The organism is Anaerostipes hadrus ATCC 29173 = JCM 17467 (assembly GCF_030296915.1).
Classification (GTDB): Bacteria; Bacillota; Clostridia; order Lachnospirales; family Lachnospiraceae; genus Anaerostipes; species Anaerostipes hadrus.
The window spans coordinates 689,087-703,021 of sequence record NZ_AP028031.1 but is presented as its reverse complement, the minus strand read 5'-3'; the positions used below and the strand labels follow the sequence as shown (position 1 = coordinate 703,021).

General features: G+C 39.2%; 14 protein-coding genes, 1 pseudogene and 1 riboswitch. All 15 genes and pseudogenes read right to left on the bottom strand.

Annotation, left to right across the window (positions count from 1 at the left end; genetic code table 11):
* Positions 1 to 21 precede the first annotated feature (21 nt).
* Entirely contained in the window at positions 22 to 1,461 is a 1,440-nt protein-coding gene (locus QUE18_RS03325) for an alanine/glycine:cation symporter family protein (protein WP_040343831.1), read from the bottom strand.
* A 111-nt stretch (positions 1,462 to 1,572) separates the two neighbouring features.
* Positions 1,573 to 2,373 (bottom strand): metal ABC transporter permease, encoded by an 801-nt coding sequence (locus QUE18_RS03320; RefSeq protein WP_009202912.1) that lies wholly within the window; start codon positions 2,371 to 2,373, stop codon positions 1,573 to 1,575.
* Positions 2,370 to 3,044 (bottom strand): metal ABC transporter ATP-binding protein, encoded by a 675-nt coding sequence (locus QUE18_RS03315; RefSeq protein WP_009202911.1) that lies wholly within the window; start codon positions 3,042 to 3,044, stop codon positions 2,370 to 2,372. Before QUE18_RS03315 ends, QUE18_RS03320 begins: the two co-directional genes overlap by 4 nt.
* A complete protein-coding gene (locus QUE18_RS03310; protein ID WP_416795039.1) occupies positions 3,041 to 3,931 on the bottom strand; it encodes a metal ABC transporter substrate-binding protein in 891 nt (296 codons plus the stop codon). Before QUE18_RS03310 ends, QUE18_RS03315 begins: the two co-directional genes overlap by 4 nt.
* 116 nt (positions 3,932 to 4,047) lie before the next feature.
* Positions 4,048 to 4,722 (bottom strand): phosphatase PAP2 family protein, encoded by a 675-nt coding sequence (locus QUE18_RS03305; RefSeq protein WP_009202908.1) that lies wholly within the window; start codon positions 4,720 to 4,722, stop codon positions 4,048 to 4,050.
* Positions 4,723 to 4,807: 85 nt separating this feature from the next.
* Complete coding sequence (locus QUE18_RS03300) at positions 4,808 to 5,305, bottom strand: Gx transporter family protein (RefSeq protein WP_009202907.1); 498 nt, start codon at positions 5,303 to 5,305, stop codon at positions 4,808 to 4,810.
* A 40-nt stretch (positions 5,306 to 5,345) separates the two neighbouring features.
* Complete coding sequence (locus QUE18_RS03295; RefSeq protein ID WP_009202906.1) at positions 5,346 to 5,687, bottom strand: NusG domain II-containing protein; 342 nt, start codon at positions 5,685 to 5,687, stop codon at positions 5,346 to 5,348.
* Positions 5,688 to 5,689: 2 nt separating this feature from the next.
* Positions 5,690 to 6,418 (bottom strand): NAD-dependent protein deacylase, encoded by a 729-nt coding sequence (locus QUE18_RS03290; protein WP_040343827.1) that lies wholly within the window; start codon positions 6,416 to 6,418, stop codon positions 5,690 to 5,692.
* A gap of 133 nt (positions 6,419 to 6,551) precedes the next feature.
* Positions 6,552 to 8,117 carry an FGGY-family carbohydrate kinase gene (locus tag QUE18_RS03285; RefSeq protein WP_009202904.1) on the bottom strand — a complete coding sequence of 522 codons (1,566 nt, stop codon included), beginning with the start codon at positions 8,115 to 8,117 and terminating at the stop codon, positions 6,552 to 6,554.
* 31 nt (positions 8,118 to 8,148) lie between these two features.
* Entirely contained in the window at positions 8,149 to 8,616 is a 468-nt protein-coding gene (gene ribH / locus QUE18_RS03280) for a 6,7-dimethyl-8-ribityllumazine synthase (protein WP_008394334.1), read from the bottom strand.
* A gap of 81 nt (positions 8,617 to 8,697) precedes the next feature.
* Positions 8,698 to 9,303: pseudogene (gene ribA / locus QUE18_RS03275) on the bottom strand (GTP cyclohydrolase II); the annotation flags it as partial.
* A 20-nt stretch (positions 9,304 to 9,323) separates the two neighbouring features.
* The gene (gene ribE / locus QUE18_RS03270) at positions 9,324 to 9,983 is read right to left on the bottom strand and encodes a riboflavin synthase (protein ID WP_009202903.1); all 660 of its coding nucleotides are present in this window, start codon (positions 9,981 to 9,983) and stop codon (positions 9,324 to 9,326) included.
* A complete protein-coding gene (ribD, locus tag QUE18_RS03265; protein WP_009202902.1) occupies positions 9,965 to 11,050 on the bottom strand; it encodes a bifunctional diaminohydroxyphosphoribosylaminopyrimidine deaminase/5-amino-6-(5-phosphoribosylamino)uracil reductase RibD in 1,086 nt (361 codons plus the stop codon). The genes ribE and ribD overlap by 19 nt, the downstream gene beginning before the upstream one ends.
* Before the next feature lie 216 nt (positions 11,051 to 11,266).
* A riboswitch (FMN riboswitch) is annotated at positions 11,267 to 11,384 on the bottom strand.
* A 75-nt stretch (positions 11,385 to 11,459) separates the two neighbouring features.
* Positions 11,460 to 12,023 (bottom strand): hypothetical protein, encoded by a 564-nt coding sequence (locus QUE18_RS03260; protein WP_154662996.1) that lies wholly within the window; start codon positions 12,021 to 12,023, stop codon positions 11,460 to 11,462.
* Positions 12,024 to 12,817: 794 nt separating this feature from the next.
* Positions 12,818 to 13,819 (bottom strand): NUDIX domain-containing protein, encoded by a 1,002-nt coding sequence (locus QUE18_RS03255; RefSeq protein ID WP_154663018.1) that lies wholly within the window; start codon positions 13,817 to 13,819, stop codon positions 12,818 to 12,820.
* Positions 13,820 to 13,935: the final 116 nt, after the last annotated feature.

Sequence of the window (13,935 nt, the reverse complement as noted above, 5' to 3'; positions counted from 1 at the left end):
TTTATTTCACTTATTTACTTCCTATTCATCTTCCTGCAATGCATATGCTCTTTCTTCGATCGATTTCTTCTTTGTTTCTTCATAGTTCTTTAACTCTTTGATCGCCTGTCCTGACATTGCATACAGGATAAAGATATTAAAGATCGTCATTAACCCAATTCCGACATCTCCTAAATCCCATACGAATGTATAGGTCTGGATTCCTCCGATAAATAACATCACAAGTGCTAATACTTTATAGGCTGTCTGCCATCCCCATTTGTCACCGAACAGGTAGGCGACGTTGGATCTTGCATAGAATAAGATTCCAAGGAATGTCGAGAAGCTGAACATCCAGAGGATCACTGCGATAAATACAACTCCGAATCCTCCTAAATGGTAGTTCATTGCTGTCTGTAACAGGTTCATACCAGTTAATCCATCGGTCAGATTCTGTGGTGCTAATAACATTAACATTGCCGTACAGCTGCAGATCACGATCGTGTCGATGAAGACTCCTAATGCCTGTACCAGTCCCATCTGTGCTGGGCGTTCACAGTCTGCTGCTGCGGCTGCACATGGTGCGGATCCTGATCCTGCTTCGTTGGAGAATAATCCTCGTTTCACTCCGTTCATAAGAACTGCTCCAAATCCTCCGGCTGCGACCTGACGGATTCCAAAGGCTTCTTTGAAGATTCTTGCAAAAACTCCCGGAATGCTTGGCAGATTCGTGAGGATCACAAAAATCGTAATCCCGAAGTAAATGACTGCCATGATCGGTACCACGATATCTAATACTTTGACCGTTGCATTCTTCCTTAGTACGATCACTGCTGCCACAATAACAAGTACGATCGTTGTATAAAGTGTTGGAATATGGAAGGCATTGTGGAATGATTCTGCCACGGAATTACTTACCACCTGACTGATCCCACACCAGCAGATCAATCCTGAAATTGCAAATAAGACAGCGATCAGTGTGTGTTTTTTCTTCTTTCCTTGTCTCTCTTCCATAAAGTGGTGAATATAATAGGCTGGTCCTCCTCGATATCCACCATACAGGGGGTCTTTTTCTTTATGTAACTGTGCAAGAGTTGCTTCGATAAAGGCTGTCGATGATCCAAGCAATGCTGTGATCCACATCCAGAATACGGCCCCTGCTCCACCTGCGGATATTGCTGCGACAACTCCTGTCAGATTCCCCATTCCGACACGTGTTGCTGTTGATACGATCAAGGTCTGTAAAGAAGAAAGACTGCTTTTTTCATCTTTTCCATTCTTATTGTTTGCTGTTAGTGCTTTGACCATATCCGGGAACAGACGGATTGGTAAAAATCTTGTTTTGATCGTAAAAACGATACCTGCTGGAAGCAGCAATATAATGAGCAGCGAAAGTCCCAGGCTTCCACCTCCTGGTAACGGAACATGAATCCATTCTCCCCATAAAAACTGATATATATTTTCTATTAGCTGAACAATCATTGACTTGCCTTTCCTTTCATTGTTTTTTCCAAAAAAGAAGGCATGCAGTTTTATTCTGTTATGCATGCCTTCTTTTTATTATATAAAATTTTCTGATAAATGTCAAAAAATTTACTTCGTATACCTGCTTATCAGTGCAAGGATCAGGAAACATACCACCTCGAGCAATACGATCGTTCCTCCTGGCTTAAGACCTACATAATAAGACAGTGTTAATCCGATCACTGTTGTGACCAATGCTGTGATCACACCGATGATCATGACTGCTTTGTAGCTTCGTCCTACCTGCATTCCGCATGCGATCGGGATCACAAGCATGGATGAGACGATCAGTGTTCCAACCGTTCTTGATGCGATCGATACTGTCAATGCGGTCAATAAAGTAAAGATAAAATTGATCGTCTTGACAGGTACACCGCTGATCCTTGCTGCATTTTCATCAAATCCGATATAGAATAGTTCTTTATATAGAAGCAATACACAGAGCAATACTAACACACTGATCACACATACGATCTTCAGTTCGTCTTTGCTGATGGATATGATACTTCCAAATAAGAAACTGTTAAAGTTCGTTCCGTTTTTTACGAATCCGGATAGAATACCAGCAAGTCCGATCCCTGTTGACATGATGATCGATATCGCCATCTCAGAATATCTTGGGATCTTTCTTCGGATCGCTTCAACTCCCAGGGCTGCAAACAGACAGATCCCCATTGCTCCTAAGATTGGATTGATTCCTAATAACAAGCCCAGAGCAACACCTGCCAGGGATGCATGAGAGAGTGCATCTCCGATCATGGACATTCTCTTTAAGACGATCGTGATTCCGATCAATGGTGCGATCACGGCCAGTAAGATTCCTGTAATAAATGCACGCTGCATAAATCCGTATTGTAACATCTCGATCATTCTTCCACGATCCTCCCTTCATCCATTCTTAAAATACGATCACATCCTTTACATTCCTGCAGTCTTCCGTGTGTGATCATAAAAATGGTCGTATTGTATTTTGTATTGATCTCATAGAGCATATCGTACAAGATCTTTGTTGATCTTGCATCTACTCCCGTTGTTGGTTCATCTAAGATCAGAAGTTTCGGATCTCCGATCATTGCTCTTGCGATCATCACTCGCTGCTGCTGTCCACCAGATAATTCACCGATCCGTCTCTTAAGGAATTCTTCCATTCCAAAATTCCTTAGTGTCTCTTTGATCTTATTCTTATGTTTTTTATGTGGCAGATGAAACAAGCCAAGTTCCTGATAAAGTCCTGTGATCATGATCTCTTCTACCGTTGCTGGGAAGCTCTGGTTCTTACTGATCCCATTCTGTGACACGTAACCGATCCGTTTCTTTAATCTTGGATCGTTATTCATCAGGATGATTTCTCCTTCATCTGGTTTCATTTCACCTAAGATCAGACGCATAAGTGTACTTTTTCCGCTTCCATTTTCACCAGTCAGAACGACATATTCGCCTTCATGGATCGTCAGATTGATCTCTTCTAAGACTTCCGTATCACTGTATCCGAATTTTACATGATTTAATTGTATCATCTGTTTTGTGTTTGATTCACTCATTCGCTTAATGCCTCTTTGATCGCAGCGAGATTTTGTTTCATTACGGAAAAATAATCTTCTCCTGCTTTGATTTTTTTGTTACTTAGTCCTTCCAGGGGGTTTAACATCTTTGCATTGGCTCCGGTCTCTTTTGCAATGGTTTTCGCTACTTTCGGACTCACCAGTTCTTCAAAAAAGATTGTTTTTACCTGATGTTCTTTTGCAAAGCGGATCACTTCGCTCATCTGTTTGGGATCTGGTTCATCGTCTGCGGATAATCCCTCAATTCCCATCTGTTCTAACCCATATGCGTGACATAGATAGCCAAATGCTTCATGTGCCACAACAAGTTCTTTCTTTGTAAATTTGGATGTTTCTTCCTTATATAATGTATCTAATTTGTCACATTCTTTTGCGTATCTCTTATAATTCGCTTCGTAATAATCTTTATTCTCTGCATCCACTTTGATCAATGCTTTCTTGATCTTGTTCATCTCATACTTTGCATTCTGTGGATCTAACCAGACATGGGGATCATTCCCACTGTTGTGTTCGTGATCGTGTTCATGTGCATCCTGATCTTTTAGTAACTTGATCCCTTTGGATGCTTCAACGCTTGTAAGTTCTTCCGTATCAAGGCTTTCCAAAACGTCATCTACCCATTGTTCCATGCCGGCTCCATTATAAATAAAGATGTCTGATTTCTCCATCTCGATCAGATCCTTCGTTGATGGTTCCCAGTCATGAGGTTCTGTTCCTGCTGGTACTAAATTGATCACTTCTACTTTGTCTCCACCGATCTTCTTTGCAAAATCATACATGGTGTAAAAACTTGTTGTAATTCTTATCTTGCCATTCGATTTCTTCTTGCTTGTATTGCCAGTACATCCTGCCATGCCAAAACTCATGGATATGATGCATACCAGGATCATCCAAATCTTTTTTCTCATTCTTCTCTACTCCAATTTCTGCGGTTTCTCTCTGGTATTTATAGCAAATCTTTCTTGGTCGTGTCAAGCGTGGTTCACGAATGATCGCTGAAAATAGACGTGCGAAATGCATTCTGTGACCATAATTCATTCCCATAGATGATCCTGTAACATCCAGTATACATCAGGGCTGCGAGCACTACGTCCACCACACTGTGTTGTTTTAAGAACATCGTCGACATGATAATTAATATCGTTAAGACAACACATGCTGTATCGGTGCTTTTCTTATATTTTCTCTGATTCTTCAAAATCGCACCACAGCATGCCAGAGAGTTAAATACATGGATACTTGGAAGTACATTCGTCGGAGTATCCGTGTGATAGATCATCTGTACTGCTTTGATAAAAATGCTGTCTCCAGTAAGAACTGGTCTTAGATCCTGTCCATTCGGAAATACTAATGAGATGATCAAAAACAGGGTCATGCCTGTTCCAAGTGTTATGATCAGCTGATAATATTCTTTCCATTGATTCTTATTAAAAAACATAAAATAAAAAACTGTAACTGCTACAAATAAGAACCATAATAGATATGGTACGATGAAATATTCACAGAATGGTATCTGATCATCTATCGTTGTATGTATGATGTAATGATGCACATCTCGATCTTCAATGTAGGAAAATGTGATCATATAAACTATAAAAAATACTGCGATCATACCAAGATGCCCATTTTTTATGATCTCATTTAATTTTGTTCTCAATTGTGACTCCTTTCTTCAAAATCATTGCCTGTTAGAAAGTGTATACATATAGTAGTACCACGATTTTGTAGAAATTTCAAATCTTTTATCGAAATAGTTGTGGCGGGATCTTCTTAACTAGCACTCCACTTAACACTCCGATGATGATCCCTGCGATCATTCCTGTGATTAGTAATACTGGTGCATAATAATAAATCTTTGTATTCTCCATTAAGAAAACAGCAACACTGAGCTGCCCGATATTATGCGCTACTCCGCCTCCAACGCTGATTCCAATGGGTGAGAATCCTTCGATCTTCTTTAGAAGTCCCATGATGACCAGACTTAAGATCCCTCCTGCCAGACTGTAAGCGATCGTCATTGGATTTCCAAACAAGAATCCTGCCAGTACAACTCGGATCACTGAGATCTCAAGTGTTCTTGTCCATGTTGTAAAGAATAACAAAACCATAATCACTCCATTGGCAAGTCCTAATTTCACTCCGGGAATTCCAACTGGTACCGGGATCAATACTTCTATATAGGATACAACAAGTGCCAATGTTAAAAACATCGCATCTGTCGCTAATCTTTTTGTTGACATATATTTTATTTCTCCTGTTGTTTTCTATCTCATCTGATGTTTATTGTGTTACCCCGTCTAATTCCTGTTCCTTACCATCTTCTGCTTGAATCTCAATCACTACTTTATGTGGCAGACATACGATCGTTTCTCCTGATTTCTCGATTGCTTTATGGTCTGCACAGATCTGGTCTTTACAGTCTGCTTTTTTCATTGTAACTTTTCCATCTTTGATCTGCATGACGTTCGTGCCATTTTTCTCTGGAATCTGATAGATCTGATCTTTCTTGATGGATGTTTTGTACACTTCTTTTCCGTCTTTTTGTGTCATCTTGATCGCTGCCAAACTGATCAGTGAAATTGCCAGTACTGCTGCAATCAAGATTATATCTTTTTTCTTCATCTTTATACCCTGATTCTTCCCAGTACTTCTCCGATTGGGTCTGTAATGCACAAATCTGCCTGTTTATCTCTGCTTGTCGCATCACGATTCAGTACTGCAAGATATTTTCCTTTAAAATAATCGATCATTCCAGCGGCTGGGTAGACAACCAGTGATGTTCCTCCAATGATCAGCATATCTGCCTTGGAAATGGCTCTGACTGCTCCGTTGATCGTCTGAGAATCTAAACCTTCTTCATATAATACAACATCTGGTTTGATGATTCCCCCACATTCATCACAATATGGGACTCCTTTGGCATTCACGACATAATTCACATCGAAGAACTTGCCGCATTTCTGGCAATAGTTTCTGTGAACACTGCCGTGCAGTTCAAAGACATTTTTACTTCCTGCTGCCTGATGAAGCCCGTCGATATTTTGCGTAACGATCGCAGACAGTTTTCCCGCCTGTTCCATCTCTGCCAGTTTTAAATGTGCCTTATTCGGTTTTGCATCCAAGAAGATCATCTTATTCTTATAAAAATCATAAAATTCTTCCGTATGCTGTGTATAAAATGTATGGCTTACCATAACCTCGGGTGGATATTTATAAGTCTGGTGATACAAACCATCCGTGCTTCGAAAGTCTGGAATATGACTCTCTGTTGAAACACCTGCGCCACCAAAGAATACGATATGATTACTTTCATCGATCATCTGTTGTAATTTTTCAATCTTTTCGTTATCCATGACTTTTTCCTCCTTGAAATCTAATTGATCAAAAATCATCTACAAAGTTAGTTGCTTATAACTTATTTTTATATACTTTATCTTTTATTGTACAAGAAAAAAAGACCTCTTGTAAAGAAGCCTTTTCATTTTTTTAATCATTGCTTTGTTCTTGAATCTTACTGATCTGGTGTAAAGTCTGAAAAACTGCTGCCATATCGTCTTTGATCAGTTTTCTTTGTTGTTCATAAATACTGCGATAGTATTTTGTTCTTATTGGATCAGGTTCATAAATTTTCTTGATCTTTCTTGTTTTTTCAAATACCTGACTTGGATCTTCCAGATCTCCTACCGCATATGCTGCGATCACTGCATCTGTAAGAACTGCTCCTTGTGCATTTTCTAATGTGGCACTCTTACATCCTAACATGTCTGCTTTGATCTGATTCCAGACTTCTGAATTGCTTCCACCTTCTGTGATCGTCATAAATTCAAGTGGCACGCCTGCTTTTTTATAAATATCTGTCACACTCATATAATCGTAACCGATTGCTTCTAAAACTGCACGCCACTGTACTCCCTGATCTGTGTCCATCGTCATATTCAGGAAACAGGCACTTGCATTGGATGTTTCTCCAAATCCTCCTGTTAAATATGGAAGGAACAGAACTCCTTTGGATCCGCATGGAACATTTTGTGCTTTCTCATTTAATTCATCAAAATATGCTCCATTTCCTGCTTCGTTGCATACATTATCTCGATACCAACGAAGTGCTAATCCACCAGTTCTTATGAATCCCCAATAAAAGTATGTATTTTCTAAAGTTCCGCTGTTGAAGATCAGTTCATTTTCTGGTTTGCTTAATTCTTCATTGATCCCATCGGTTGCGATACAAAACATTGCACATGTTCCTGCTACATCGGCTGCCTGATCTGGTTTGATCACTCCGCATCCGATCATAGACTGCATCGTATCTCCAGCTCCCGCACAGATTGGGATTCCTGGTTTCAACCCGGTTTCTTTTGCAAATGTCTCTGATAACGTTCCTATGATATCCCATGGTTTTTGAATCTTTGGCATCATTTCCATTGGGATTCCAAGGATCTCTAATTGTTCTTTGGACCATTTTTTCTCTGTTACGCGGTATCCTAGTCCCCATCCAGACATTGTTCCCCAGTCGATAAATGCATCTTCTGCAGACAGTCCTGCAAGATTGGCCAGGATATATGGGGCATTGTGCATGAATTTTCTGCCTTTTTCTTTAAAGCCCTCACAATTGTTCATCATCCAACGTGCAAACATCGCTGGAAACATGCAGTTTGGCTGAGGATTTCCAGTCTCTTTTGCCCAGATCTCATAATGATGGGATGCTAGTTCCTCAACATCTTCTTTTGTTCTGGAATCCAGATAATTGATGTAAGGTGTGATCGCATGGCAGTCCTTATCAACACCGACAATCCCGCAGATGATCCCATCTCCAAAAATAGAGCGGATGTTGTCTGGATCCAGATTCTTTTCTTTCATCTTTGTAACGCAGTTTCTGATCCCTGTAACCGTTGCATGAAGATACTGGTCTGCGTCCATTTCCACCCATCCCGGATGTGGATAATTTAAGATTGTTGCATTGGTATCCTGCACGATCAGGTTCATATCAATATCATAAACTGCTGTTTTTACACTTTGTGTTCCTGCGTCAAATCCTAAATAATATTGTTCCATACTAACTTCCTGCTTTAATTCCTGATTCTTTTTATGCTTCTACTTCTTTGATCAGCTGTACCATTTCGATTGCAGATAATGCACAGTCATATCCTTTGTTTCCTGCTTTTGTTCCAGCACGTTCAATCGCCTGCTCGATATTTTCTGTTGTAACAACTCCGAATAAAACTGGAATTCCTGTATTTAATGATACCTGTGCGATTCCTTTGGATACTTCGTTACATACATAATCATAATGGCTTGTTGCTCCACGGATCACTGTTCCAAGACAGATCACTGCATCGTATTTTTTGCTTTTTGCCATCTTGTCTGCGATCAGTGGAATCTCAAAAGCTCCTGGTACCCATGCGATATCGATATCTTCCTCTTTCACATCATGTCTTTTCAATCCGTCTAAAGCTCCGGATACTAATTTGGATACGATAAATTCATTAAATCTGGCTGCTACGATTCCTACTTTTAATCCGCTTGCTACTAATTTACCTTCTAATACTCTCATTTTAATTACTCCTTTTTTCTTCGTTAATTTCGTTAATCTTAAGGTCCCTGGGGCCTTAATTTTTTTAATTTTTCTGTTAATTTAAACTTCGTATGTTGTCATGTGTCCCATTTTCTTTTGCTTTGTCTGCATATAATATTTATCAAATGGATTGATTGGCATCTGGATCGGTACTCGTTCTACGATCTCGAGTCCATATTCATTTAATCCGTCAATTTTGGTTGGATTGTTTGTCATCAGTCGCAGTTTTTTGATTCCTAGATCCTGTAAGATCATGGCTCCTGCACTGTAATCTCGTTCATCATCTTTAAATCCAAGAGCTAAGTTGGCCTCGACTGTATCCATTCCCTGTTCCTGTAATACATAAGCTTTCAGTTTATTGATCAATCCGATTCCTCGTCCTTCTTGACGCATATATAAGAAAACCCCTCGTCCTTCTTTCTCGATCTGACGCATTGCACGACTTCGCTGTTCTCCACAATCACAGCGTAGAGATCCAAAAGTATCCCCAGTCAGGCACTCAGAATGCACACGGCATAAAACTGGTTCTCCGTCTGCGATATCTCCTTTGACCAGTGCTACATGATGTTCCCCACTTCTCTGGTCTACATACCCATGTGCCTCAAATGTTCCATATTTTGTTGGAAGCTGTGCGATTACTTCGCATACTACATCGCTCATCTTGTCTTTTTCCTCCTCGTTTTTTATTAAAATCCAGCATTTCTTAACATTTCCATTGTTAAGGTGCTGTTTGTATGTTTGTCGTTTGTTTCCTGCTGATCAAAATGCAGCAGTTTATCTATATATTTCCCAACCATGTCATTCTCCAGATTGATCTTATCTCCTGGTTTTTTATATCCAAAATTGGTATTTTTTATGGTATGTGGGATCATGGATACGGAAATGGTATCATCGCTTAACTTAGCGATCGTCAAGCTGATTCCATCGAGTGCGATCGATCCTTTTTCAATACAGTATTTCATGATATTTTCTGGGGCTTTGATCGTAAACCATACAGCATTATCATCTTGTTTTATACTAACAAGTTCCCCTGTATCGTCCACATGGCCTGCTACCATATGACCTCCGAACCTTCCATTGGCTGCCATCGCTCGCTCTAAGTTGACAACAGATCCCTTTTTTAAACTTCCAAGACTGCTTCGGTTGAATGTCTCATTCATCACGTCTGCCTGAAATGTATTGCCTCTAATGTGAGTCGCTGTCAGGCAGACACCATTAACTGCTACGCTGTCTCCCAATTTAAGATCTTCAAAAATAACATTTGCTTTGATCGTAAGGACTGCTGCTTTGCTTCCTCGCTTCAGGGATATGACTGTTCCTAATTCTTCTACGATTCCGGTAAACATGATCTCACCTTCCCTTCCAGTAATATGTCATTTCCAAGTGGTGTTGCCTTTAATTCATCAAATACCAAAGCTTCTTGGATCCTTTCGATTCCTTTGCCTTCTACAGGTGTTTTGGCCTTTTCTCCTCCAAATAATTTTGGAGCAATATAGGCATAAACTTTGTGAACACAGTCGTTTTTGATCAAGGATTCATTCAAGATTCCACCACCCTCAACTAAAACACTGTCAATTTCCATATTTCTTAACTGTTTTAAAACTTCTTTGACATTGACCTTTCCGTCTTGTTCTGACGTTTTTAAGATCTTGCATCCTTTTTGTTCTAATTTTGCAATTTTTTCTTGATCTTCACTTATGGTAGCAATGATCGTTGGAATTTCTCTGGCTGTTTTTACGATATTTGATCCTTCCGAAATCCTTAAGTTTGAATCACATATCACACGGATTGGATCATTTCCATGTTCAATTCTTGCATTTAACATGGGATCATCTGCTAAAACCGTACCGATCCCTGCCATGATTGCTGCATACTGGTGTCGTAATGTATGTGCATGTCTTCTGGCTTCTTCTCCTGTGATCCATTTGGATTCACCGGTTGCTGTTGCGATCTTTCCATCCAATGTCATTGCGTATTTTAACGCTGTATATGGAATATCATTTTGAATATAGTGAAAAAATATATCGTTTAACTGTCTGCACTCTTCTTCAAGGATTCCTGTTTCTGTTTCTATGCCATGATCATTCAGGATTTTGATCCCGCCTCCTGCCACTTTCGGATTAGGGTCTAAGTTCCCGACATATACTTTCTTAATCCCCGCTTCGATCAATGCTTCCGTACATGGTGGTGTTTTTCCATAATGGCAACATGGCTCCAATGTTACATAAATCTCAGCTCCCTCAGGATCTTCTATACAGTTTTTTAAGGCATTTCTCTCTGCATGTAATCCGCCGATCTTCTCATGATATCCTTCCCCAATAACCCTTTGATCTTTTACGATCACTGCTCCGACTAAAGGATTTGGATTGGTATATCCACAGCCTTTCTTGGCAAGTTCGATCGCACGCCGCATATATTCTTCTTTCAAATATTTTTCTCCCTTCCCTTCAGGTTCTTTGATTTTGGGAGGTTGGATTTTGATTGGTATTGAAATCGGAAATATAAAAAGGAGCTCCTGATCTTTGTTCTAATTCTTCAGGAACTCCTTTTTGATATCTTGATATTTCTTTTTGAAATAAAAAATCCTGGAATTATAAAAATCCCAGGACATGATGATCAATATCACTTCTTAAATCTTCTTCCATCCAGACTGTACTGTCGGCCTTGGAATCTCACCAAGTCATGCCATATAAGGCTCGCGGGCTATAACCGCCGGTAGGGACTTGCACCCTGCCCTGAAGACGTTATGTAATTTATTTATAGAATAGCACTCGCTAACTGTTGTGTCAAGTGAATTTTCTATCACTTCAGCATAGCGTTTTTTACATTCTCTTTCGCATAAATACTACAAGTAAAGCAAAAATCACGACTGCAGCTGCTCCGATCGCAATCCCTGTTGTGTGTTTTTTCTTTGTTTCTTTCTGCTCTTTTTTCTTTTTTTCTTCTTTTTGTTGTTTCTGTTCTTTTGTTTCTGTTGTCACTTTGGTCGTTGTTGTTTCTGTTGTTCCTTGTGTTGTTGATTCTTTTGCAGATGTTGTACTGTTGTTTGTCTGTTCTGTAGATGAATTTTCTTGTTTTGTTGTACTATTTTTAGATTGTTTATCTTTTTTTGTTTCTGTCTTCACAGTTGGATTTTTCTTTTCTTCTATGTCATTTTTCTGGTTCTTTCCCATATATGCATCTGCTTCTGGAACATCAATCTTTCCATCCATATAATCCTGATATGCCTGTTCTGCCCCTGCTCTTGTTGGTGGATAACCATGCGAAGACAGCCATGATTTCGCCTGCTGCTTTTCTTCATCTGTATATGCATAAGTCGCCACCGGACGGCTTGTGATCATTACTGCTCCCAGAATCAGCATTAAAACTAATAATAACCTTTTCATTTGATACTCCCTCTTTCATTTTGAAACTGTTTGATTAATCTTGTATATTATAGCATAATTTAGTAAGAGTTCTATAGATTATTCGTTTTTATACAATCCTGATTTGAAGTGGTAGTGTTGGTCATGTATGAGTCAGAAAAAAGATAAGAAGAACTATTTATAAGGATCCAAGGTGACACTCCGCATTTTTGAAAGCGTTTTTTACAAATCGCCGATCCGCGCCTGTTCCTTTGATAACTCCCTGGCTGCGAGCCAAAATGCCCGCAGCTACGGTCAGACAATCAACCACAGGGCGCTGCGAATTTGTAAAAAACGCATTCAAAAAGTGCTCATGTTGTCACCTTGGATCCTTATAAATAGTTCTTCTTATCTTCTTTCTGACTCATACAACAAAACACTATTCAAATCACTACACAGTGTGTATGTTTTACTGTATTGGCGATAATAGTATCTGTCTGCCACTGTCAAAATAAAAAACAATAATGTTTAACATACATCCATCAGCTTAAATTTTCTTATTTTTATGATTGAAAGTCTTCAAGTATTTAGAGAAAAAATGAAAGATAGCCTGTGAGCAACAATCGAATTCCATAGGAGTTTTGACGGAATCGCAGCTGGATCGGGCAATTGTTTGAGCGTCAAAGACTACTGGTTTCAGTACCTTTGAACGCGAGTTATTGCAGGAGATCCAGCGGATAAGCGTTCTGTCAAAACTCCGTCAATGGAATTCGTGTTGCTCACAGGCTATCTTTCATTTTTTCTCTAAATACTCAATGACCTTCAACTCATACAAATTAAATTTTCTCTACTTCATCCAAGTATATACAATTTGGAATCCCACCATCTCTCACTTTCTGAATCAGTTCTTCTTGATCCATCCACATAACCTCTTCGACTTCTTCTTTCTGTAGTTTAAGTTTTGTAATATCCACTGTTTCTTCATACATATAAACCGTGCTGATCTCATGATTCTTAAATTCTCTTCCATAGAAGTTTCCATTCATGCTTCCTTCATGCATACATACTTTTTTAAGTTGTTCTGGTTCTGCTTTGATCCCTAGTTCTTCTTCTAGTTCTCTTAATGCGGTTTCTAATGGTTCATCGCCTGCGCTGATATGACCTGCGGATGAGATGTCGTAGCAGCCCGGGAAGGAGTCTTTTTGTTTGCTTCGTTTTTGGAGTAACAGGTCATATCCTTTTTCTGTTTTTCTTCTGATCCAGATATGCACAGTTCCATGGATATCTCCATCTTCATGGACCAAAGATCTCTCTTTGATCTTTCCTGTTTTGTTTCCATTTTCATCTAAGATATCAAAAAATTCCAAGTCTTTTCCATCTACGACTGCTTGCACCAGATTTCCTTCTTCATATACCAATTTCAACGAAAAAAATGATCTTCTTTCTTGCATATAGCGTAAAAATAACCTGTCACCTTCCCACAGATCAAGGTCTAATATTTTTTCTTTGTCTACCCATTCTAGTACTCCTTCATCACATTCTTTGATCTCGCCTTTGAATTCTTCGATATGGTATAAACACATATATTCCCATGCTTCTTTTTCAGTTCCCATATCGGACAAAAATGTGACGATACCACAAAATCTATATGACAATGGAGTTAGTCCTGTTTCCTCCATAACTTCACGAAACATGCAGTCTTCCGGGCTTTCTCCATGTTCAAAATGACCACCGACTCCGATCCATTTATCTTTATTGATATCATGTTCTTTCTTGATGCGATGCAGCATCAGATATTTGTTATCTTTTTCTATATAGCATAATGTTGTCATTCCCATTTTTATTTTTCCTCCTTTCGTATATTGTAATTGTTTCAAAGAAAAGATACAATATTTTCATATGTGTAAAATATATTACACAATATCGACTATGTATAACAAATGCGAAATCTGGA

What these genes read in the sequence shown, in the direction of transcription:
- ribE (WP_009202903.1), bottom strand. Translation starts at nt 9,983, where the DNA reads ATGTTTACCGGAATCGTAGAAGAATTAGGAACAGTCATATCCCTGAAG.
- ribD (WP_009202902.1), bottom strand. Translation starts at nt 11,050, where the DNA reads ATGCGGCGTGCGATCGAACTTGCCAAGAAAGGCTGTGGATATACCAAT.
- QUE18_RS03255 (WP_154663018.1), bottom strand. Translation starts at nt 13,819, where the DNA reads ATGGGAATGACAACATTATGCTATATAGAAAAAGATAACAAATATCTG.
- QUE18_RS03310 (WP_416795039.1), bottom strand. Translation starts at nt 3,931, where the DNA reads ATGAGTTTTGGCATGGCAGGATGTACTGGCAATACAAGCAAGAAGAAA.
- ribH (WP_008394334.1), bottom strand. Translation starts at nt 8,616, where the DNA reads ATGAGAGTATTAGAAGGTAAATTAGTAGCAAGCGGATTAAAAGTAGGA.
- QUE18_RS03315 (WP_009202911.1), bottom strand. Translation starts at nt 3,044, where the DNA reads ATGAGTGAATCAAACACAAAACAGATGATACAATTAAATCATGTAAAA.
- QUE18_RS03295 (WP_009202906.1), bottom strand. Translation starts at nt 5,687, where the DNA reads ATGAAGAAAAAAGATATAATCTTGATTGCAGCAGTACTGGCAATTTCA.
- QUE18_RS03260 (WP_154662996.1), bottom strand. Translation starts at nt 12,023, where the DNA reads ATGAAAAGGTTATTATTAGTTTTAATGCTGATTCTGGGAGCAGTAATG.
- QUE18_RS03320 (WP_009202912.1), bottom strand. Translation starts at nt 2,373, where the DNA reads ATGATCGAGATGTTACAATACGGATTTATGCAGCGTGCATTTATTACA.
- QUE18_RS03325 (WP_040343831.1), bottom strand. Translation starts at nt 1,461, where the DNA reads ATGATTGTTCAGCTAATAGAAAATATATATCAGTTTTTATGGGGAGAA.
- QUE18_RS03290 (WP_040343827.1), bottom strand. Translation starts at nt 6,418, where the DNA reads ATGGATAACGAAAAGATTGAAAAATTACAACAGATGATCGATGAAAGT.
- QUE18_RS03285 (WP_009202904.1), bottom strand. Translation starts at nt 8,117, where the DNA reads ATGGAACAATATTATTTAGGATTTGACGCAGGAACACAAAGTGTAAAA.
- QUE18_RS03300 (WP_009202907.1), bottom strand. Translation starts at nt 5,305, where the DNA reads ATGTCAACAAAAAGATTAGCGACAGATGCGATGTTTTTAACATTGGCA.